The organism is Falsiroseomonas sp. RANM36, from assembly GCF_056682175.1.
This window is the reverse complement of the sequence record NZ_JBWXTD010000003.1, coordinates 608,534-629,865: the sequence shown is the minus strand read 5'-3', so window position 1 is coordinate 629,865 and position 21,332 is coordinate 608,534. Positions and strand designations below refer to the sequence as shown.

The following is a 21,332-nucleotide window of genomic DNA, read 5'->3' as shown; positions in this document are numbered from 1 at the left end:
GCGCCCCCGCCCGGCCGCACCGCCCCCCCCACCCCCCCCCCCCCCGGCCCCGCCCCCCCCGGAACGGCTGCGCATCACGCCGGGCCCGGTGCACACCGATGCCGACATGGATCACCTCGTCGCCAGCCTGGAGGCCGTCTGGTCGCAGTTCAGCCTGAGGCGGGCCGCCTGATGGACGCCGCCGGTTCCCAGGGGAGGGGAGCCGGACGGGCCGCGGAGATGGAAGACACCACCGCGGCAGGTCCGACGCGGTCGCGCAGGGCGGCGAAGCCCGTGGCACGGCCGGTCTTTCCCTTCTCCGCCATCGTCGGGCAGGACGAGATGAAGCTCGCCCTGCTGATCGCCGCGGTGGATCCCGCGCTGGGCGGCGTGCTGGTCTTCGGCGATCGCGGCACGGGCAAGTCCACCACGGTGCGCGCGCTGGCGGCGCTGCTGCCGCCGATGAAGGCGGTGGCCGGTTGTCCCTTCGCCTGCGATCCGGCGAAGCCCGCGCAGTTCTGCGAAGCCTGCCGCGCCGCGCCGCGCCGCGTCGCCGTCACGGTGCCTGTGCCGGTGGTGGACCTGCCGCTCGGCGCCACGGAGGACCGCGTGACCGGCGCGCTCGACATCGAGCGTGCGCTGGCCGAAGGGGTGAAGGCGTTCGAGCCCGGGCTGCTCGCCCGCGCGCATCGCGGCTTCCTCTATATCGACGAGGTGAACCTGCTGGAGGATCACCTGGTGGACCTCCTGCTCGATGTCGCCGCCTCCGGCGAGAATGTCGTGGAGCGCGAGGGCATCTCCATCCGCCATCCCGCCCGCTTCGTGCTGATCGGCAGCGGCAACCCGGAGGAAGGCGAGCTGCGCCCGCAGCTCACCGACCGCTTCGGCCTCGCGGTGGAGGTGCGCACGCCGCAGGACCTGCCGACGCGGATCGAGGTGGTGAAGCGGCGCGATTCCTTCGATCGCGACCCGAAGCGCTTCTGCGCCGCCTGGGCGAAGGAGGAGGCGGCGACGCGCAAGCGCCTGCTGGCCGCGCGGCGCCTGCTGCCCAAGGTGCGCGTGCCGGAAGCGGCGCTGGAAGCGGCGACGCGCCTCTGCCTCGCCCTCGGCACCGATGGCCTGCGCGGCGAGCTGACGCTCATGCGTGCCGCGCGCGCGCTCGCGGCGCTCGATGGCGATCGCGAGGTCACGCTCGATCATCTGCGCCGCATCGCCTCGCCCGCGCTGCGCCATCGGCTGCGCCGCGATCCGCTCGACGAATCCGTCGCCGCGACGCGGGTGGAGCGCGCGCTGGCCGAAGTGCTGCCGGCGTGAGCACGCGCGTCTCTCCCTCTCCCGCGGCAGCGGGGGAGGGCCGCAGTGGGGGTTTTCTCGCCACCGACATCGCACAAGCCGCACTGCTGCTGGCCGTGGATCCCGTCGGCCTCGGCGGCGCGCTGCTGCGCGGCCCGCCCGGCGCCGCGCGTGACGCCTGGCTGGCCACGCTGCGCGCCGCCCTGCCGTCCGGCACGCCCTGGCGCCGGCTGCCGCTCGGCGTGCCGGACAGCCGGCTGCTCGGCGGGCTCGACCTGTCCGCGACCCTCGCCGCCGGCAGGCCGATCGCCGAGCGCGGCGTGTTGGCCGAGGCCGATGGCGGCATCCTCCTCGCCGCGATGGCGGAGCGGACGGAGACGGCCACCGCCGCGCGGATCTGCGCCGTGATGGATGCCGGCGCCGTCGTCATGCAGCGCGACGGCCTCTCGGATCGGCTCTCCGCGCGGTTTGCGCTGGTGGCGCTGGACGAGGGCATCGCGCCCGAGGAGGTCGCGCCCGCCGCGCTGCGCGCGCGCCTCGCCTTCCACCTCGCGCTGACCGACTCCGTCGCCGCGACACGACCGGGCGCGGCGAGCGTGGCGCAGGATGCGCGCGCGCTCCTTCCGCACGTCACGCTGGACGACGCCGTCGCGGAGGCCCTCTGCGCCGCCGCCGCCGCGCTCGGCATCGACGATCCCCGCGCGGCGCTCTTCGCGCTCCGCGCCGCCCGCGCCGCCGCCGCGCTGGATGGCCGGCTGACCGCGAGCCGCGAGGACGCCAACCTCGCCGCACGCCTCGTCCTCGCCCCGCGCGCCACGCGCCTGCCGGCCGGCGAGGACGAGCAGCCCGAGGAGCCGCCGCCCGAGCCGCCGCCGCCCGACACCAGCGCGCAGAACGAGGACCAGCCCGATCGCGGCCCCGATCCGCGCGACCTGCAGGAGATGCTGGTCGCCGCCGCCCGCGCCGCGCTGCCCGCCGGCCTGCTGGAGGCGCTGCAACTGCGCGACGCCGCGCGCAAGCGCAACGGCGCCGAGGGCAAGGCCGGCGCGCGGCGCGACCAGGCGCAGCGCGGCCGCCCCGTCGGCACGCGTGCGGGCCAACTGCGTTCCGGCGCGCGACTCGCGCTGGTGGAGACGCTGCGCAACGCCGCGCCCTGGCAGCCGCTTCGTCGGCGCGAACGGCCGCAGGGCCCGCCGATCCAGGTGCGCAAGGAGGACATCCGCCTGCGCCGCTTCCGCCACAAGGCGGGCACGACGGCGATCTTCGTCGTGGACGCCTCCGGCTCCGCCGCGTTGCATCGCCTGGCGGAGGCGAAGGGCGCGGTGGAGATGCTGCTGGCGGATTGCTACGTGCGGCGCGACCAGGTGGCGGTGGTCGCCTTCCGCGGCCAGCGCGCGGAGGTGCTGCTGCCGCCCACGCCCTCTCTCGTGCGCGCGAAGCGGAGCCTCGCCGGCCTGCCGGGCGGAGGACCCACGCCGCTCGCTTCGGGCATGGAGGCCGCGGCCGCGATCGCCGCCGAGAGCGCGCGGCGCGGCCGCACGCCGCTGCTCGTGCTGCTGACCGATGGTCGCGCCAACATTGCCCGGGATGGCACGCAGGGAAGGCCGGCGGCGGAGGCCGATGCGCTCGCCGCCGCGGCGCCGATCCGGCTTGCCGGCATCCCGTCGCTGCTGGTGGACACCGCGCCGCGCCCGCATCCCTTCGCGAAGCGGGTGGCGGAGGCGATGGGCGCGCGCTACCTGCCGCTGCCGGCCGCGGATTCCGCGCGGCTGTCCGGCGCCGTCGCCGCCGCCCGGCCCGCGTGACCCATGGTGGACCGACCCAACTGGGAGCGTGACGGGCGCGACTGGCCCAATCGGGAGCACAGCCGCTTCGTCACCGCCGCCGGGCTGCGCTGGCATGTGCAGGTGGCAGGGTCGGGACCGGACCTGCTGCTGCTGCACGGCACCGCCGCGGCCACGCATTCCTGGCGCGACATGCTGCCGCTGCTGGCGCCGCATTTCCGCGTGATCGCGCCCGATCTTCCCGGCCACGGCTTCACCGACCTGCCGCCGGCGCAGCGCCTGTCGCTGCCGGGCATGGCGGCCTCGGTTGCGGCGCTCCTGCAGGCGCTGGAGGCGCGGCCGGCGCTGGTCGCGGGGCATTCCGCCGGCGCGGCGGTGGCGCTGCGGCTGGCGCTGGATGGGCGCATCGCGCCGCACAGCGTGGTGGCGTTCAACGGCGCGCTGCAGCCGCTCGGCGACCGCCACGCGGCCTTCTTCACGCGCGCCGCGCGCATGCTGGCGGGCCTTCCCTTCGTGCCGAGCCTGATGGCCTGGCGCGCCTCCAACCGCGCGGTGGCGGAGCGGCTGCTGATGGACACCGGCAGCCGGATCCCGGAGCGCGGCGTGGACCTCTATGCGCGGCTGTTCCGCCACACCAGCCATGTCGCCGCCGCGCTGGGGATGATGGCGAACTGGGACCTGCAGCCCCTACTGCGCGATCTGCCGCGGCTGCGGGCGGCGCTGGTGCTGGTGGTCGGCACCAATGACCGCGCCGTTCCGCCCGCCCAGGCCGAGCGGGTGCGCGCCCGCCTGCCGGATGCGCGCATCGTCAGGCTGCCCGGCCTCGGCCATCTGGCCCATGAGGAACAGCCGCGGCAGGCGGCAGACCTGCTGCTCGCGCAACAGCGGGCGGCCGGGGGCACAAGCGTCTCGCCCTCGGTGTCAGACTTGTCTTACAGTCGAGCCGGGTGACACGGGGGCCGAGGATGCCGTTCGACGCGCCAGAGACGGTGCATGCGGATCTCGCCGCCTGTCGAGGCCTGCTGGCCGGCGGCTCGAAGTCCTTCGCCGCCGCCGCGCGCCTGTTGCCGCGCCGCGTGGCGGACCCCGCAATCGCGCTCTACGCCTTCTGCCGCGTCGCCGACGACCTGATTGACGATGGCGGCGGCGCGGCCGGCATGGCCGAACTCGATGCGCGGCTCGACGGGATCTATGCCGGCGAGCCTGCGGCGCATCCCGCCGACCGCGCCTTCGCCCGCGTGGTCGCGCGCTACGCGATCCCGCGCGCCTTGCCGGCGGCGCTGCTGGAAGGCCTCGCCTGGGATGCCGAGGGCAGGCAATGCCCGGACGAGCCGGCGCTGGAAGCCTATTCGGCGCGCGTCGCCGCGGCGGTCGGCGCGATCATGACGCTGCTGATGGGCGTGCGCGCACCGCAGGCCCTTGCACGTGCCTGCGACCTCGGCGTGGCGATGCAGTACACCAACATCGCCCGCGATGTCGGCGAGGATGCCCGCAATGGCCGGCTCTACCTGCCGCATGACTGGCTGCGCGCGGAAGGGATCGAGCCGGCGGCGTTCCTCGCCGCGCCTTCCTTCTCGCCGGCGCTCGGCCGGGTCGTGGCGCGGCTGCTGCAGCAGGCCGATGCGCACTATCGCCGCGGCGAGGCCGGCATCGCGCTGCTGCCGCGCGATTGCCGCGCCGGCATCGGCGCGGCGCGGCTGATCTACGCCGAGATCGGCCGGCAGGTGGAGCGGCAGGGCCTCGATTCCGTCTCGCGCCGCGCCGTGGTGCCGCGCCATCGCAAGCTGCGGCTCATGGCGCGCAGCCTCGGCCAGTATGGCACGCGTGCCGCCGACCTCGCCGCGCCGCCGCTGCCGGGCACGGAGTTCCTCGTGCGCGCAGTGGAAGCGATGCCGGAACAGGACCAGCCTTGGCCCGCCGGCACCTTCCGGGAGCGCCTGCTCTGGGCGGTGGATCTCTTCGACCGTCTCGATCACGGTACAGGCACAACCGTCAGGTTGGCTTGACACACATCAAGGTCGGGGAAGCCCCGCCCGGGTGAAGCTGCCCCAGTCCGGCGGCTTGCCGGGGGGAGCGTCCCGATGCGCATCGTCCTGATCCACCCGAACTACCATTCCGGCGGCGCCGAGATCGCCGGCAACTGGCCGCCCGCCTGGGTCGCCTATCTCTCCGGCTACCTGAAGGCCGAGGGCTTCACCGACATCACCTTCATCGACGCGATGACGAACCACCTGAGCCACGACCAGGTGCGCAACCGTCTGCTCGATCTGAAGCCCGACGTGATCGGCGCCACGGCCATCACGCCGGCGATCTATGAGGCCGAGGCGCTGCTGAAGATCGCGAAGGAAGCCTGCCCCGATGCGGTGACGGTGCTCGGCGGCATCCACGGCACCTTCATGTATCCGCAGGTGCTGGCCGAGGCGCCCTGGATCGACTGCGTGGTGCGCGGCGAGGGCGAGCAGGTGCTGACCGACCTGGTGCGCTGCGTGGACGAGGGCCGCTGGCCGGCGGAACGTGGCAGTGTGAAGGGCATCGCCTATGCCGAGGACGGCAAGGTCGTGGCCACGCCCGCCTGCCCGCCGATCAAGGAGGTGGACCGCATCGTCGCGGACTGGGGCATCCTCGACTGGTCGAAATACATCTACATCCCAATGAACACGAAGGTCGCGATTCCCAACCTCGCGCGCGGCTGCCCCTTCACCTGCTCCTTCTGCAGCCAGTGGAAATTCTGGCGCGACTACCGCGTGCGCGACCCGAAGAAGGTGGTGGACGAGATCGAGGACCTGGTGCGCAACCATGGCGTCGGCTTCTTCATCCTCGCCGACGAGGAACCGACCATCCACAAGAAGAAGTTCGTCGAGTTCTGCGAGGTGCTGATCGAGCGCAACCTGCCGGTTCTCTGGGGCATCAACACCCGCGTCACCGACATCCTGCGCGACGAGGCGCTGCTGCCGTTGTACCGCAAGGCGGGGCTGATCCATGTCTCGCTCGGCACGGAGGCGGCGGCGCAGCTGAAGCTCGACCTGTTCAACAAGGAGACGACGGTCGCGCAGAACAAGAAGGCCATCCGCCTGCTGCGCGAGAACGGCATCGTCGCCGAGGCGCAGTTCATCGTCGGCCTCGACAACGAGACGCCGGAGACGCTGGAAGAGACCTATCGCATGGCGCTCGACTGGGATCCGGACATGGCGAACTGGGCCATGTACACGCCCTGGCCGTTCAACGACCTGTTCAAGGAGCTGGGCGACAAGGTCGAGGTGTTCGACTTCTCGAAATACAACTTCGTCACGCCGATCATGAAGCCGGAGGCGATGGACCGCGCCACGCTGCTCGATCGCACGATGAACAACTACCGCCGCTTCTACCTGCGCAAGACCTTCCTGGGCTACCCGTGGATCCGCGACAAGGTGAAGCGGAAATACATGCTGGGCTGCCTCTGGGCCTTCGCGAAATCCGGCTTCCAGCGGACCTTCTACGACCTCGGCAAGGTCGGCTACTGGGGGCCGCAATCGAAGAAGAACGTGGACTTCCACTTCGACGAGAGCCGCACGCTGACCGCCGAGGCCGCGCGCGCGCCGCACAACGCGATGTGGAAGACGATGCACCGCCCGAAGGTGAAGCTGCCGGCCGCGAACGCCGCGGCCGCGGCGGCGGCCAAGGCCTGCGGCGGCGGCACGGAGCAGCTGGTGGAGGAGGACGAGAGCGCGCGCATGGAGCCGGAGGTCATCAAGGCCTGCGGCGGCGGCACGCAGCAACTGCCCGAATCCGTGAACAGCCCGACGCGGGACTGATCCTTCTCCCTCCCCCGCTGGCGGGGAGGTCGGGGTGGGGGCGGCGCCGCCGAGCCAATCGATGCAAGCAAGCCACGTCGATCCGTCGCGCATCGGCCCCAACGCCGTGACCCGCCTCGCCGAGGCGCTCGGACGCGCACGCGCGACCAGAATCTTCGCGGCGGCGGGGCTGTCCCATCGCCTCGCCGATCCGCCCAGCCGCATGGTGCCGGAAGCGGAGGTCACCGCGCTGCATCGCGCCGCGCGTTCCCTGCTCGGCGAGGACGACGCCGAGGCCGCCTCGCGTGAGGCCGGCCGCCTCACCGCGCTCTACCTGCTTGCCAACCGCATCCCGCGCCCGCTGCAGGCGGTGCTGACGCGCCTGCCGGCGGGCCTGGCCGCGCGCATCCTCACCGGCGCCATCGGCCGCCACGCCTGGACCTTCGCCGGCAGCGGCCGCTTCCGCGTGCTGCCCGGCACGCCCATGCGCCTCGAGGTCGCGGGCGGTCCCATCCCGCGCGCGGGCCGCGCCGACCACCCGGTCTGCGGCTACTACGCCGCCACCTTCGAGACGCTGTTCCGCGCGCTGGTCAGCCCGCGCACGCAGGTGGCGGAGATCGCTTGCGAAGCCATGGGCGCCCCGGCCTGCGTGTTCGAACTGCGCTGGTAGAGGCCACGGCGTGATCCACTGTCGTGGATCACGCCGTAGGCCTTGTTTGAGCGACTGATTCACCGCTTCGGCGATCCCGCCTTCGCGGATCAGGCGCTAAACGACGACCGCGCGATACAGGTGCCAGGTCGCGTGCCCCAGCACGGGCAGCACCACGGCCAGCCCGACAAACAGCGGCAGCGAGCCGAGCAGCAGCAGCGCCGCCACGATCAGGCCCCAGGCCGCCATCGGCAGCGGGTTCGCGGCGAAGGCGCGCGCTGAGGTCGCCACCGCCTCCGCCACGCCGCCATCGCGGTCGAGCAGCATCGGGAAGGAGATCGCCGTCAGCACCAGCACCGCGGCGGCGAAGCAGAAGCCGACGAGATTGCCGAGCCAGATCATCCGCCAGCCTTCCGGCGTGGCGAACAGCGCGTCCTGCAAGGGCATCCCCGGCGGCAGCTGGCCGAGCGTCGCCCGGTGGATCGCATCCGCCGCCCAGACCCAGCAGAGGAACAGCCCCACCAGCAGCAGGCCGAGCGCCAGGATGGAGCCGATCGCCGGCGAGCGCAGCACGTCGAAGACGTTCCGCCAGCTGGCCTCCAGCCCGCTCTCGCGCCGGCGGCTGATCTCGTAGAGGCCGAGCGCCGCCACCGGCCCGACCAGCGCGAAGCCGGCCGCCATCGGGTAGAGCAGGTGCATCGCATCGCCGCCCGCGGCGAGCGTGGCCGCCACCAGCCCGATCGCCGGATAGAGGACGCAGAGGAAGAAGAGCTGCGTGGGCGCTTGCAGGAAGTCCTGTAGCCCGCGACGCAGCGCGGCCGCGAGATCGCCGATGCCGATGCGTCGCACCGCGGGATGCGCGGCCCTCGCGCCGGGGGTCGTCCTCAGCACCTCGTCCATGCACGCCTCCTTCCCTTCGCGACGGGGCGCCACGGGTCGCGGGCCCCGATCGGCAAGGACATGGCGCACCGCGCGCCGTCGCGGGCTCACAAGGCCGCGAGAGTGGCGGGCGGCGAAAGCCATTGACTTGGGTGTCAGGAAAGACTGACAGTTACGACTGACAGGATTGATTGACGGTCCGCCGGATCGACCGTCCGCCGGATCGACCATCCGCCGGCAGGCGCGGCGGTCCGCCGTGATGCGGCCGGGCGGAGGCCGAAAGGGAGCCATCGCATGGATGTCGCCGCGCGCATCGAATCCAGCCTCGCCGACGCCGTCCTGCTCGCCGAGGCAAGCGGCGCGCCGCCGCGCCTGGCCGCGGCGATGCGCCACGCCGTCTTTCCCAAGGGCGCCCGCATCCGCCCGCGCCTGACGCTGGCCGTGGCCGGCGCCTGCGGCGACGACCGGCCGGCCCTGGCCACCGCCGCCGCCGCGGCGATCGAGTTGCTGCACTGCGCCAGCCTCGTGCATGACGACATGCCCTGCTTCGACGATGCCGAGACGCGGCGCGGCAAGCCGAGCGTGCATCGCGCCTTCGGCGTGCCGCTGGCGGTGCTCGCCGGCGATGCGCTGATCATCCTGGCCTTCCAGACCCTCTCGCGCGTCGCCAGCGTCGCGCCGGAGCGGCTCGGCCCGGTCATCGCCGCCGTGGGAGACGGCGTCGGCGTGCCGTTCGGCATCGTCGCCGGCCAGGCCTGGGAATGCGAGCCGAAGGTCGATCTGTCCGAATACCAGCGCCAGAAGACCGGGGCGCTCTTCGCCGCTGCCACCGTCGCGGGTGCCGCGGCCGCGGGCCATGCGGAGCCGGAAGCCTGGCGCCTGCTCGGCGATAGGCTGGGCGAGGCCTACCAGGTGGCCGACGACCTGCGCGACGCGGTGGAGACGGAGGAAAGCCTCGGCAAGCCCGTCGGCCGCGACGCGGGGGGGGGGGGGGGGGGGGGCGGGGGGGGGGGGGGGGGGGGGGGGGCCCCCCCCCCCGGCGGGGGGGCCGGCGGGGCGGGGGGGGGGGGGGGGGCGGCGGGTGAGGCCATCGCCGCCGCCGTGCATATTCCTGATCCTGACACCGGTGGCTTCAACGAGGCGGCAAGTCGCGCGGAACTGCCGGGAGAGCCGCTTGTCGGCCTGATCTGGGCGGAGCGGGAGCAGGGGCTGATCCTGCCCGCCGGCAATCCGCGCAACCTCACGCGGCTGGCCGACCTTGCGCGGCCCGGCGTCGTGGTGGCAGGCCGTCAGGCGCGCGCGGGCAGCCATCTGCTGCTGTTGCACCTGCTGAATGAGGCCGGCATCCGGCTGGATGGACTGCGCTTCATGCCGAAGCCGGCCGCAAGCGAGGACGAGGTGGCTGCAGCGGTGGCCGAGGGCCGTGCCGATGCCGGCTTCGGGATCCGCGCTGAGGCGACGCTGCGTGGACTGCTCTTCGTGCCACTGGTGACGGAGCGATTCGACCTGGTGGCGCGCCCGCGCGATTGGTTCGAGCCGCCGTTGCAGGCGCTCCTCGGCTTCGCGCGGAGCGAGGCGTTCCGCGCCCGCGCGGAGCGACTGGGCGGCTATGAGGTCGGCCGGACCGGTTCCGTGGCGTTCAGGCTGTAGCGGCCGCCCACCTGCTCCAGCGCGCGCGCGGCAGCGGCCGCCAGCTCCGGCGCGACGCGCGCGGTCACCGCCACGCCGCCGCGCTCCATCGCCTTCATCTGGACCGCGAAATCCGCCTCGCGCCGGAACAGCAGGTCCAGCAGGCCCGGCAGCCAGGGCTCGCTGCCCGGTGCCGCGTCGCTCGCCGGTGGCTCATCATGGTCGTGCGCACCATGCAGCGCGATGTCGCCGTGCGGGACGCCGAGGGCGCGAAGCCCCATCCGGGCGCGTTCCGCCTCGGCGCGGGTGTCGAAAACGGCGGTGACGATGCGCTTCATCCCGAATTGCCCCTGCTTCGCGACACGCTTGCAGCTTGATCGATGCGCAACTGCATATGTGTCGCCCGCCCGCGGGCGGGCAGGCGCTTCCCGTCATTGTGACGAGATCACGGGACTGTTCCGATGCCCGGCCGAATCCTGACAAGGCTTCATCTGCGGTGGACTTGCAGGCTTCGCCCCGCGATGCCTAACCTGATCTCTGTTGCAACCAGGGCACGGCCGACACACGGCCGGCCGATGCAGGAAGGAATACGGGGAGATGGCCAAGACTGTCAGCCGTCGCGGCGCGCTTCGCGCAGGTGCCGGCGTTCTCGCGGCAGGGGCGCTGGGCGCGCCGATGGTTCACGCGCAGGGTTCCGCGGGCTCGCTGCGCATCGCCTTCTGGGATCACTGGGTTCCTGGCGGCAACGACGCGCTGAAGGCCCTGGCCGAGACCTGGGGTGGGCAGAATCGCGTCAACGTTTCGCTCGACTTCATCAACACCACCGGCAACCAGCTGCAGCTGACCGCCGCCGCGCAGGCGCAGTCGCGCAGCGGGCATGACGCGATCTCGCTGACGCCCTGGGATCCGGGCGCCTATGCCGACCAGCTCGAGCCGGTGGACGACGTCATCCAGCGCCTGGTCGCCAAATATGGCCCGATCAACCCGGTCACGGAGTTCCTCGCCAAGCGTCAGGGCCATTGGCGCGGCGTGCCCGCGACCTCCGGCTCGCAGAACAAGCCGGCCTGCGTGCGCTTCGATCTGCTCCAGGAGCATGCCGGGATCGACATCCGCGCCATGTGGCCGGCCAGCAATCAGCGCGGCCCGGGGGCCGACAATTGGACCTGGGACACCTTCCTCAAGGCCGCCGAAGCTTGCCACAAGGCGGGCTTCTCCTTCGGCCTGCCGATGGGTCAGTTTACCGACGCGGTCGATGTGGTCGGCGCTGTGTTCAACGCCTACGGCGCGCGCCTTACGAACGAGCGCGGCGAGCCGACCACCCGAAACAACGAGAAGCTCCGAACCGCGGTTGACTACCTCGTGCGCCTGTCGCGCTTCCTGCCCAACGACGTCTGGGCCTGGGATGACGCGTCGAACAATCGCGCGCTGATCTCCGGCCGTTCGGCGCTGATCTTCAACCCGCCTTCTGCCTGGGCGGTGGCCAAGCGCGATGCGCCGCAGGTGGCGGAGAAGTGCTGGTATGCGCCGATGCCATCGGGGCCCGAAGGGCGCTTCACGGCCTACCTTCCGTACACCACCGGCATCTGGTCTTTCAGCCGCAACAAAAACGCCGCCAAGGGCTTTCTGGAGTTCATCACCCAGCGCGAGAGCGCGGAGTCGATCACCAACAAGAGCGGTGGCTACGACATCCCGCCGTTCGAGAGCATGGCCGACTTCAAGGTGTGGGAGACCGAGGGCCCGCCTGTCGGCTTCGCTTACAACTACCCGATGAAGGCCCACCATCAGGCGCGCTACTCTGTTGCATTCTCTCCGGCCCCGCCGGAACTGGCGCAGCAGATGTACATCCAGGGCCTGAACACGAAGCTGGTCGCCCGTATCGCGCAGGGTGGCGAGAGTATGGACGCCGCGTTGGGCTGGGCCGAGCGCGAAATCAACAATATGCGGCGCGGCCTCTAGGGCCACGGCCGGCTGCCGTTCCGGGGCGGATGCTCCGGGCGGCAGCCCAACAACACACCGAACTGCAGGGAGTCCGGGATGGCTGACGGCGCGACGCTCGCCATCGCCCAGCAAGGGGTGCCGGCAGGTTCCTCGCTGAAGCGCTTCGCCAGGCGGCGATCGACCATCGCCTTCCTGATGACGCTTCCTTTGCTTGCCGTGATCGGCGGCCTTGTCGCTTGGCCCGCGGGCTATGCGATCTGGCTGGCTATGCTGAACCGGCGCATGAATACCTTCATCGGGCTCGGCAATTTCGAGATCCTGCTCGATTCAGAAACCTTCCGCATGGTGATCTTCCAATCGGTGTTCTTCGCGGTGACTGCAGTCATCCTGAAGGCGCTGATCGGGTTCTGGCTGGCGCACATGTTGCACCACATCCCCACCAAGGGGCAGCGCAAGTGGCGCGGCATGCTGCTGGTGCCCTGGGTGATCCCGCCGGCGCTGTCCACGCTGGGCTGGTGGTGGATGTTCGACCCCTCCTACTCCTCCATCAACTGGATCCTCAACGTCTTCGCCGTCCCCTCCGTGCCCTGGCTCGGCGAGCCGTGGTGGGCGCGGATCAGCGTGATCATCGTGAATGTCTGGTACGGCGCGCCCTTCTTCATGATCATGTACCTGGCCGCGCTGAAATCCGTGCCCGAGGCGCTCTACGAGGCCGCGGCGATCGATGGCGCGACCTCGTGGCAGCGGCTGCGCTACATCACCCTGCCGATGATGGCCAACATCATCAGCATCACCGTGCTGTTCAGCCTGATCGTGACCTTCGCGAACTACGACATCGTGCGCGTGCTGACGAATGGCGGCCCGCGCGACCTGACGCATGTCTTCGCCTCCTACGCCTTCCAGGTCGGCATCCTGGCCGGCAATATTCCCCGCGGCGCCGCGGTGTCGCTGTTCATGTTCCCCATCCTCGCGGTGATCGCCTTCTTCGTGTTGCGCGGCGTCAACCGACGGAACAAGGAGGAGACGTAGGATGAGCGCCGCCACCGCCGCGAACCGCGACGTTCCCGGCATCTACCACAAGGCCGGCAGCCTGCGCGCCGAACGGCGCTGGGCGCTGTGGACGGCCTACATATCCCTCATCTTTGCTGCGATCATCATGCTGGCGCCGCCGGTCTACATGTTCGTCACGAGCATCAAGACCAGCGCCGAGATCGCCGACCAGCTCAACAGCACGCCCTGGTGGGTGCATAGCCCCACGCTCGAGAACTACGCCGCGCTGATCGGCAACGAGCTGTTCCGCGGCTTCTTCTGGAACAGCGTGAAGGTCACGGTCTGTGTCGTCGCGGTCACGATGGTGATCTCGGTCCTTGCCGCCTTCGCGCTTGGGCGGATGCGCTTCTGGGGCAGCCAGGTGCTCGCCACGGGCGTGTTTCTGACCTACCTGATCCCGGACACGCTGCTGTTCATCCCGCTCTATCAGATCGTCGGCAGCCTGGGGCTGCTGAACAGCGCATGGGGGCTGGTGCTGGTCTATCCGACGCTGACCGTGCCCTTCTGCACCTGGATCATGATCGGCTACTTCGCCTCCATCCCCAAGGAGCTGGACGAGGCCGCGCTGATCGACGGCGCCAACTGGATGCAGATGCTCTGGAAGATCTTCATTCCGGTAGCGCTGCCGGGCATCATCGCCGCGACGATCTTCGCCTTCACCGTGTCCTGGGCGGCTTTCGTCTATCCGACCGCCTTCATCACCACGCCCGAGGAGATGCCGATGACGATCGGCGTGGTCAGCCAGCTGGTTCGTGGCGACACCTTCGCCTGGGGCCAGCTGATGGCCGGCGCGCTGCTGGCGGCGCTGCCGCCCGTGATCGTCTACGCTTTCCTCATGGACTACTACATCGCCGGCCTCACCGCCGGCGCAACCAAAGGCTAGGGACACTCCAGGAATGGCACAGGTCTCAATCCGCAAGATCGTCAAGGCCTATGAGGGCGGCGTTCAGGCCGTGAAGGGCATCGACCTCGAGATCGCGGACCACGAATTCGTGGTCCTTGTGGGCCCGTCCGGCTGCGGCAAGTCCACCACGCTGCGCATGATCGCGGGCCTCGAGGAGATCACCTCCGGCGAGATCGCGATCGGCGGAACCGTGGTCAACGACATCCCGCCGCGCGACCGCGACATCGCGATGGTGTTCCAGAACTACGCGCTCTACCCGCACATGAGCGTGTTCGACAACATGGCCTTCGGCCTGACGCTGCGTAAGTTCCCGAAGGACGAGATCAAGCGCCGCGTGGACAACGCGGCCCGTATCCTCGACATCACGCCGCTGCTGGAACGCAAGCCGAAGGCGCTGTCCGGCGGCCAGCGCCAGCGCGTCGCGATGGGCCGCGCCATCGTGCGCGACCCCAAGGTCTTCCTGTTCGACGAGCCGCTGTCGAACCTCGACGCGAAGCTGCGCGTGCAGATGCGCACCGAGATCAAGAAGGTGCACCAGGCGGTCAAGACCACCACCGTCTACGTCACCCACGACCAGGTGGAGGCGATGACGCTCGCCGACCGCGTCGTGGTGATGAACCACGGCATCATCGAGCAGGTCGGCCCGCCGCAGGAGCTGTATCACCGTCCGGCCACCCGCTTCGTCGCCGGCTTCATCGGCAGCCCGGCGATGAACTTCATCCCCGCCCGTGTCGAGAACGGCTCCGGCGCGCTGCGCCTCAACCTGCCGAACGGCATCGTGCTGCCGGTGCCGGCCGATCGCACCCAGCGCTATGCGGGCGCGGCGGGGAAGGAGATGATCTTCGGCATCCGGCCCGAGCACCTGACCGAGCCGAAGAACCTCGACCGCGATAACATCGCGACGTTCGAACTGACACCCGAGGTGATCGAGCCGATGGGGATGGAGACGCTGGTCCATCTCTGGCTGCAGGGCGCCGAGGTCTGCAGCCGGATCGATCCGACCACCCCGGCCGAACCGGGCCAGCCTTTGCAGGTCGCCGCCGACCTCAACCACATGCATCTGATCGACCCGCAGACCGGGCGCGTCCTGTAGCGGCCGCCTCGGTTTCAGCCTGAACCCGATCCTCGTGGCGCGGACCGGTCGCAAAGGCTAGGTCGCAAGACCAGAACGCGACCCGGACGTGTCACGAATGAACCAGGCGATGTCGGCGCGTCCTGCGCGCACGCCCGAGATCGAAGCCAGGCTGCGCGGTATGGCCCTTCTTCTCAACAGCCTCGCTGAGGAAGCCGCGCAGCAGGGGCTGGAGCAGGTCGTCCGCGCCTTGCGGGAGGCCCGCCGGGCCCTGGTCGCCGAGGCGCGGCAATACTACGGCGTGGAGCTTTGATTCCGTCGCCGTTTCAACCTAGCCTGGGCGGGTGCGCAAGATCCCGCCAGCCGCCGCACCGCCCGCCGGCCCGCCATCCCCGGCCATGCTCGTCCGCGCCGCAGCGCTCGGGGAGATGTATGCGCTCGCGCAGCGCCGCAGCATGGTTGCGATCCGCGTCGCCGGCCAGCCCAGCGTCCGCTCGCGCGAGGTCACCTGGTGCGTCGCGGAGGCGCTGAACGCCGGCTTCAACGGGCGCCGCCTGACGCATAAGGACTTGGCCGCCCTTGCCGCCGGCGTGATCAGCCCGGCCACCCTGACCCGCGCCCTCGACCGCGCCGAGCATCGGGGCCTCGTGACCCGCCGCACCGCGCCGGAGGATGCTCGCGTCGTTCTGATCGAGCCCACCGCCGCGGCCGTGGACCACCTGCTGCGCCATGCCGAGGAGGGCTATGCCGAACTCGCCGCCGTCGCGCAGGAAGCCGAGCGCCGGCTGGCGGAGCTTCGCGCCGCCGCGGCAACAGCCACGCCGCGCCGCCTCGCCGGGCAGTGAACGGGGCGGGCAGCCGCCCCGCGGTCTTGCCGCATCCGCCCCGCGGCACGATGCTCGGCGCCGTCAGTCCGCACGGAACACGCCATGCCCCTCGCCCAGGTCCTCGTCGAGGCCGCGAAGCTCGATGCCTTCGTCGCCGCCATCTTCCGCGCCATCGGTTGCGACGCCGCCGAGGCCGGGCGCATCAGCACGCATCTGCTCGGCGCCAACCTCGCCGGCCATGACAGCCACGGCGTGGCGCGCGTGCCGCGCTATGTCGAATGGTGCGAGGCCGGCTACGTGCTGAAGGGCCAGACCGCCGAGGTGGTGACCGATGGCGGCTGCTTCGCCCTGCTCGACGGCAAGTTCGGCTTCGGCCAGACGGTCACGCCGCAGGCGGTGGAACTCGGCATCGCGCGCGCCCAGCAGCACGGCATCGCCGTGGTCGGGCTGCGCAATGCCGGCCATATCGGCCGCGTCGGCGACTACGCCGAGACGGCGATCCGCGCCGGGCTGATCTCCGTGCATTTCGTGAACGTCGCGGGCAGCGTGCTGGTCGCGCCCTTCGGCGCCACGGATCGCCGATTCTCCACCGCGCCCTTCAGCGTCGGCGTGCCGCTGCCCGGCCGCCCGCTGGTGCTGGACTTCGCCACCTCGCTCGTCGCCGAGGGCAAGGTCATGGTCGCCTCGAATGGCGGCAAGGCGCTGCCCGCCGATGCGCTGATCGAGCCGGATGGCAGCCTCTCGGGCGACCCGCACACGCTCTACGGGCCCTACGACAAGGTCGGGCCGCGCGACGTAACGAAGGGCAGCGGCGCGATCCGCGCCTTCGGCGAGCACAAGGGATCGGGCCTCGCCTTCATGTGCGAGATGCTGGGCGGCGCGCTGACCGGCGGCGGCACCAGTGGGCCGATCTCGGAGCGCACGCGCATCGCCAATGGCATGCTGAGCTTCTACGTCTCGCCGCGGCATTTCGGCACCGAGGCCGAGTTCCACGCCACCGGCCGCGCCTATGTGGACTGGGTGCTGGCCGCGAACCGCGCCAAGCCGGACGAGCCCGTGCTCGCACCCGGCGACAAGGAAGCCGCGACGCGGGCCGACCGCCTTGCCAACGGCGTGCCGCTGCAGCCCGACACCTGGGAAGGCATCCGCCAGGTCGCGCGACGGCTCGGCGTGGCCGAGCCAGGCTGAGGGGCACGCCGATGCAGCCGGTCGAAGCGGACATCATCGTCGTCGGCGGCGGCTCCGCCGGCTGCATCGTCGCCGCGCGCATGTCGGAGGACCCCGGCACACGCGTGCTGCTACTGGAAGCCGGCCCGCCCGATTCCAGCCCCTGGGTCGCGCTGCCCGCCGGCTATGCGAAGCTGTTCGGCAGCCAGGTCTACGACCCGAAATTCAACACGGAGCCGGTTCCTGCGCTGAACGACCGCGCCATCCACTGGCCGCGCGGCCGCGTGCTCGGCGGCTCCGGCAGCGTCAACGGCCTCGTGTTCCTGCGCGGCAGCCCGCATGACTACGACCGCTGGGCGCAGGCCGGCGCGCGCGGCTGGTCCTACGAGGACTGCGCGCCCGCCTTCCGTCGGATGGAGACCTGGCTCGGCCCGCCCTCGCCCGATCGCGGCGACAGCGGCCCGATCCGCGTGATGGAGCCGCGGCGCATGGCGCCCGCCACCCAGGCCTTCGTGGATGCCGCGGTCGCCGCCGGCATAAGGCGCCACCGCGACGTGAACGACGGCAGCAGCATCGAGGGCGTCGGCCCGGTGCAGCTCAACGTGGATGGCCGCTTCCGCTCCTCCTCCGCGCGCACCTATCTGCGCCCGGCGATGAAGCGCCCGAATCTCGAGGTGCGCACCGGCATCCAGGCGCATCGCCTGCTCTTCGAGGGCAATCGCTGCGTTGGCGTCGCCACGGCGCAGGGGACGTTCCGCGCGCGGCGCTGCGTCGTCGCCTCCTGCGGCGCGCTGGAGACGCCGAAGCTGCTGATGCTGTCAGGCATCGGCGACGGCGCGGCGCTGCAGGCGATGGGCCTGCCCGTGGTCGCGCACAGTCCCGATGTCGGGCGCAACCTGCAGGACCACCTCATCGCCAAGTTCATCTGGCGCGTGAAACCCTGCGGCACGCTGAACGAGATCCTGGCGAGCAAGCTCAGGCAGGCGGCGATGGGGCTCGACTGGCTGCTGCGCAAGTCCGGGCCGATGGCGGTCGGCGCCGGCGAGGCCAGCGCCTTCGTCCGCGTGACGCCGGGCGCCGAGGAAGCGGAGGCGCAACTCCTCTTCATCAACTTCGCCACTTTCGACTACCGCCAGGGCCTGACCCCCTTCCCGGGGCTGATGCTGAACTACGGCGCCTGCCGCCCGGACAGCCGCGGCACGCTGACGCTGCGCAGCCCGGACCCCGCCGATCCGCCGGTGATCCGCCCGAACTACCTGGACCATCCGAACGACCTGCGCGTGATGCTCGGCGCCGCCGACATCTGCCGCGACATCGCCCGCCAGGCCCCGCTGCGCGACCTGATCGAGGAGGAGCTGCGCCCCGGCCCCGACGCCAACGACGACGCGGCACTGGAGAAAAACATCCGCGCCACCGCCAGCACTGTCTTCCACCCCTGCGGCACAGCGCGGATGGGCAGCGACGACCGCGCCGTGCTGGACCCGGAATTGCGCGTGCGCGGGGTGGAGGGGCTGCGCGTCGCGGATGCCAGCGTCTTCCCCTTGATCCCATCCCCGAATATTCAGCCTGCCGCCCTGATGGTGGGCGAGCGCTGCGCCGAGTTCCTGCGCCGCGCGGCCTGAATGCCGGAGAAGAAGACATGTCGAGCCGCAAGACCGCGCTGATCACCGGCGCAGGCCGCAACATCGGCCGCGCCGTCGCGCTGCGCCTGGCCCGGGATGGGCTGAACCTGGTGATCAACGGCGCGACCGACCGTGCCGCCGCCGAGTCCGTTGCGGCGGAAGCCCGTGCCCTTGGCGCCCAGGCGCTGGTCGTCATGGGCGACGTCGGCAGCCGCGCCGAATGCGCCCGGATCGCGGCGGAGGCCATCGCCGCCTTCGGCGCGGTCGAGGTGCTGGTCAACAACGCCGCGCTGCGCCCCGCCAAGCCCTTCCTGGAGACGACGGAGGAGGATTGGCGCCGCGTCATGGCGGTGGACATGGAAGCGGCGATCTGGCTCTCGCAGGCCTGCCTGCCGGGCATGCTCGCCGCGGGCTTCGGCCGCATCGTCAACTTCACCGGCATGAACGCCATCCACGGCTATTCGGGCCGCGCGCCGGTCTCCGTCGCGAAGCATGGTCTCTGGGGGCTGACCAAGGCGCTGGCGAAGGAGTTCGCGAAGCAGGGCGTGACGGTGAACGCCATCTCGCCCGGACCCATCGCGGCCGATGACGACGTGCCCGGTGTCACGAACAGCCGCTCGGGCTATGTCGCGAAGGTGCCCGCGGGCCGCATGGGCACGCCCGCCGAGATCGCCAGCGTCGTCGCCATGCTGGTCAGCGAGGGCGGCGCCTATGTGAACGGGCAGATGATCCAGGTGAATGGCGGCGCCGAGACCTGATCGGCGCAGCGGCATGACGAAGGGGAGTGAGGACATGTCCGGGATCACCAGGCGCGCGGCCCTCGCGGCCGCCTTCGTCGGCGCCGGCGGCGCCAGGGCTTTCGCCCAGGCGCCCGCCTATCCGACGCGGACCATCACGATGGTCGTGGGCTTCGCGCCCGGCGGGCCGGCCGACACCATCGCCCGCCTGATCGCGCCGGCGCTCGGCGCCGATCTCGGCCAGACCGTCGTGGTGGAGAACGTCTCCGGCGCGGGCGGCTCGATCGGCCAGGGCCGCGTCGCGCAGGCGCGGCCGGACGGCTACACGATCCTGTTCGGCAGCCTCGCCCAGGCCACCATCCCGACCCTCTACCCGCGCCTCAGCTTCGATCCGACGGCGATGGAGCCGGTCGGCATGATCAACGAGGTGCCGATGTCCATCATCGCGCGCCGCGACTTCCCCGCGAACACGCTGGCCGAGCTGGTCGCGGTGGTGCGGCGCGATGGGGCGAAGCTCAACCTCGGCAATTCCGGCGTCGGCGGCACCAGCCATCTCTGCAGCCTGCTGCTGCAGCAGGCGATCGGCACGCAGGTGACGCTGGTTCCGTATCGCGGCACGGGGCCGGCGATGAACGACCTGCTGGCCGGCCGCCTCGACCTCGGCTGCGACCAGACGACGAACAACTCCGAGCAGATCCGCTCGGGCGCCATCAAGGGCTATGCCATCACCACCGATTCGCGCGTCTCGGCCTTGCCCGATACGCCGACCACGGCGGAGGCGGGGCTGCCCGCGATGCGCATGTCCGGCTGGAACATGCTGTTCGCGCCCCACGGCACGCCGCGCCCCATCGTGGACCGGCTGAACCGCGCCCTTCTGGCGATGCTGCGGGACGACACGGTCCGCCGCCGCATGGTGGAGCTCGGCAGCCTGCCCGCGAGCGGCGAGCGCACCACGCCCGAGGGCGCGAAGGCCTTCTGGCAGGCTGAGATCGCGCGCTGGAAGCCGCTGCTGGAAGCCAGCGGGCAGTTGCCCGGCTGAGAAGCGCCGGATGGGCGCCGCCGGGCTGCCCTGGCGGCGCCGTCCGGACTGGGCTTCGCCCGCCCCGTGCGGCCGTTACGCCGCAAGGGCTGGCTTGCCGCGCTGCGCGATGCGCAGGTCGGGCGGACCCTGGCCGCGCTGCATGCGCGCCCTGCCGATGCGTGGACGCTGGAGGCGGTTGCGTGCGAGGCCGGACAGTCGCGCATCGTGCTTGATGAGCGGTTCGCCGCCCTGACGGGCCAGCCGCCGATGCAGCATCTCGCACGCTGGCCGATGCGGATGGCGGCGCGCCGTCGGGCGGCGGGGGCGGAGAAGGTCGCCGCCATCGCGGCGGATGTCGGGTCCGGCGCCGAGCCATCGTTCAACCGGGCCTTCAAGCGCCTGTTCGGGGCCCCCGCCGCCTCGCGACGCAGCCAGGCCGCGGGCACCGGCTCGCCGGTCGGTGACACCTCGCGACGGCGAGGTCCCGGATCGCCGTCGGCGTAAAGAATTCCGACGGGCCCCGGACCTGCCTGCCATCGGCGGGCATGCGCGAAACGGTGTCGGCGTCCGCCTGTCGCGCCGCAACGCACGATCCTGCGGCTCTTCCGGAGGCCCTGAAGGTGCCGGGCGAGCAGCACTGCACAGTGTAAAGAATCCATACACTTTCATGCCAATTCGGCGCGACTATTTCCGTAATTGTCTGGAATCGAGCCCTGTTCCGGTTTGGCGCGGATTCTGCATGACCGAAAGACGGGCGTCGGAATTCTGTCCGTGGACCGGCTCCCGTTCGCCCATCGATTTATTACGGGAGGTAGACATCGTGTCTCTCAAAAAATGTGTCTTAGCCGGGGCCTCCGTCCTGGCCTTGGCGACTGGCGCCGCTCAGAGCCTGTCTCGAATCTCATGTGCAACGGGCGATGCGCCGTAGCAGGAGCATGACGGAGGCGGCGTAGAGGAAGGCCTCGGCGGAGGCGAGGGAGGCCTCGAAGTCCTTCGCGAGACGGCGGTTGC

At 71.3% G+C, this 21,332-nt stretch carries 20 protein-coding genes and 1 pseudogene; 18 read left to right on the top strand and 3 right to left on the bottom strand.

The window, feature by feature from the left end; all coding sequences use genetic code 11:
- Positions 1-273 precede the first annotated feature (273 nt).
- The 6 genes from bchI (at position 274) to bchJ (ending at position 7,496) form a co-directional block, all read left to right on the top strand.
- Positions 274-1,293 carry a magnesium chelatase ATPase subunit I gene (gene bchI, locus AC1MIR_RS07780; RefSeq protein WP_480027609.1) on the top strand — a complete coding sequence of 340 codons (1,020 nt, stop codon included), beginning with the start codon at positions 274-276 and terminating at the stop codon, positions 1,291-1,293.
- Positions 1,290-3,077 (top strand): magnesium chelatase subunit D, encoded by a 1,788-nt coding sequence (locus AC1MIR_RS07775; protein WP_480027608.1) that lies wholly within the window; start codon positions 1,290-1,292, stop codon positions 3,075-3,077. The genes bchI and AC1MIR_RS07775 overlap by 4 nt, the downstream gene beginning before the upstream one ends.
- Positions 3,078-3,080: 3 nt before the next feature.
- A complete protein-coding gene (gene bchO / locus AC1MIR_RS07770; protein ID WP_480027607.1) occupies positions 3,081-4,007 on the top strand; it encodes an alpha/beta fold hydrolase BchO in 927 nt (308 codons plus the stop codon).
- 14 nt (positions 4,008-4,021) lie between these two features.
- Positions 4,022-5,062 carry a phytoene/squalene synthase family protein gene (locus AC1MIR_RS07765; RefSeq protein ID WP_480027606.1) on the top strand — a complete coding sequence of 347 codons (1,041 nt, stop codon included), beginning with the start codon at positions 4,022-4,024 and terminating at the stop codon, positions 5,060-5,062.
- Positions 5,063-5,137: 75 nt separating this feature from the next.
- Positions 5,138-6,847, top strand: coding sequence for a magnesium-protoporphyrin IX monomethyl ester anaerobic oxidative cyclase (bchE, locus tag AC1MIR_RS07760; RefSeq protein WP_480027605.1), 1,710 nt, complete (start codon positions 5,138-5,140; stop codon positions 6,845-6,847).
- A gap of 61 nt (positions 6,848-6,908) precedes the next feature.
- Positions 6,909-7,496 carry a bacteriochlorophyll 4-vinyl reductase gene (gene bchJ, locus AC1MIR_RS07755; protein ID WP_480027604.1) on the top strand — a complete coding sequence of 196 codons (588 nt, stop codon included), beginning with the start codon at positions 6,909-6,911 and terminating at the stop codon, positions 7,494-7,496.
- A gap of 96 nt (positions 7,497-7,592) precedes the next feature.
- On the opposite strand, the gene AC1MIR_RS07750 is transcribed toward bchJ, so the two are convergent.
- The gene (locus AC1MIR_RS07750; RefSeq protein ID WP_480027603.1) at positions 7,593-8,375 is read right to left on the bottom strand and encodes a DUF2189 domain-containing protein; all 783 of its coding nucleotides are present in this window, start codon (positions 8,373-8,375) and stop codon (positions 7,593-7,595) included.
- Between the two features lie 273 nt (positions 8,376-8,648).
- Here AC1MIR_RS07750 and AC1MIR_RS07745 point away from each other — a divergent pair, with 273 nt between their 5' ends.
- Positions 8,649-10,004, top strand: a complete 1,356-nt coding sequence (locus AC1MIR_RS07745) for a polyprenyl synthetase family protein (RefSeq protein WP_480027602.1) — start codon at positions 8,649-8,651, stop codon at positions 10,002-10,004.
- On the opposite strand, the gene AC1MIR_RS07740 is transcribed toward AC1MIR_RS07745, so the two are convergent.
- Positions 9,962-10,321 (bottom strand): hypothetical protein, encoded by a 360-nt coding sequence (locus AC1MIR_RS07740; protein ID WP_480027601.1) that lies wholly within the window; start codon positions 10,319-10,321, stop codon positions 9,962-9,964. The genes AC1MIR_RS07745 and AC1MIR_RS07740 overlap by 43 nt on opposite strands.
- Positions 10,322-10,580: 259 nt before the next feature.
- Here AC1MIR_RS07740 and AC1MIR_RS07735 point away from each other — a divergent pair, with 259 nt between their 5' ends.
- The 11 genes from AC1MIR_RS07735 to AC1MIR_RS07685 all read left to right on the top strand — a co-directional run bounded on the left by AC1MIR_RS07735 (position 10,581) and on the right by AC1MIR_RS07685 (position 20,825).
- Positions 10,581-11,939 carry an ABC transporter substrate-binding protein gene (locus AC1MIR_RS07735; RefSeq protein WP_480027600.1) on the top strand — a complete coding sequence of 453 codons (1,359 nt, stop codon included), beginning with the start codon at positions 10,581-10,583 and terminating at the stop codon, positions 11,937-11,939.
- 78 nt (positions 11,940-12,017) lie between these two features.
- A complete protein-coding gene (locus AC1MIR_RS07730; protein WP_480027599.1) occupies positions 12,018-12,950 on the top strand; it encodes a carbohydrate ABC transporter permease in 933 nt (310 codons plus the stop codon).
- Between the two features lies 1 nt (position 12,951).
- A complete protein-coding gene (locus AC1MIR_RS07725) occupies positions 12,952-13,854 on the top strand; it encodes a carbohydrate ABC transporter permease (protein WP_480027598.1) in 903 nt (300 codons plus the stop codon).
- A 13-nt stretch (positions 13,855-13,867) separates the two neighbouring features.
- The gene (locus tag AC1MIR_RS07720) at positions 13,868-14,968 is read left to right on the top strand and encodes an ABC transporter ATP-binding protein (protein ID WP_480027597.1); all 1,101 of its coding nucleotides are present in this window, start codon (positions 13,868-13,870) and stop codon (positions 14,966-14,968) included.
- A 109-nt stretch (positions 14,969-15,077) separates the two neighbouring features.
- Positions 15,078-15,260 carry a hypothetical protein gene (locus AC1MIR_RS07715; protein ID WP_480027596.1) on the top strand — a complete coding sequence of 61 codons (183 nt, stop codon included), beginning with the start codon at positions 15,078-15,080 and terminating at the stop codon, positions 15,258-15,260.
- Between the two features lie 85 nt (positions 15,261-15,345).
- Entirely contained in the window at positions 15,346-15,792 is a 447-nt protein-coding gene (locus AC1MIR_RS07710) for a MarR family transcriptional regulator (protein WP_480027595.1), read from the top strand.
- An 84-nt stretch (positions 15,793-15,876) separates the two neighbouring features.
- Entirely contained in the window at positions 15,877-16,962 is a 1,086-nt protein-coding gene (locus tag AC1MIR_RS07705; protein ID WP_480027594.1) for a malate/lactate/ureidoglycolate dehydrogenase, read from the top strand.
- A gap of 11 nt (positions 16,963-16,973) precedes the next feature.
- The gene (locus AC1MIR_RS07700; RefSeq protein ID WP_480027593.1) at positions 16,974-18,563 is read left to right on the top strand and encodes a GMC family oxidoreductase; all 1,590 of its coding nucleotides are present in this window, start codon (positions 16,974-16,976) and stop codon (positions 18,561-18,563) included.
- Positions 18,564-18,580: 17 nt separating this feature from the next.
- The gene (locus tag AC1MIR_RS07695; protein WP_480027592.1) at positions 18,581-19,321 is read left to right on the top strand and encodes an SDR family NAD(P)-dependent oxidoreductase; all 741 of its coding nucleotides are present in this window, start codon (positions 18,581-18,583) and stop codon (positions 19,319-19,321) included.
- Positions 19,322-19,355: 34 nt separating this feature from the next.
- On the top strand, positions 19,356-20,339 hold the full coding sequence (locus tag AC1MIR_RS07690; RefSeq protein WP_480027591.1) for a tripartite tricarboxylate transporter substrate-binding protein: 984 nt from the start codon (positions 19,356-19,358) through the stop codon (positions 20,337-20,339).
- A 66-nt stretch (positions 20,340-20,405) separates the two neighbouring features.
- Positions 20,406-20,825, top strand: coding sequence for a helix-turn-helix domain-containing protein (locus AC1MIR_RS07685; protein WP_480027590.1), 420 nt, complete (start codon positions 20,406-20,408; stop codon positions 20,823-20,825).
- Positions 20,826-21,222: 397 nt separating this feature from the next.
- Here the strand turns inward: AC1MIR_RS07685 and AC1MIR_RS07680 are convergent.
- Positions 21,223-21,332: pseudogene (locus tag AC1MIR_RS07680) on the bottom strand (IS5/IS1182 family transposase); the annotation flags it as partial.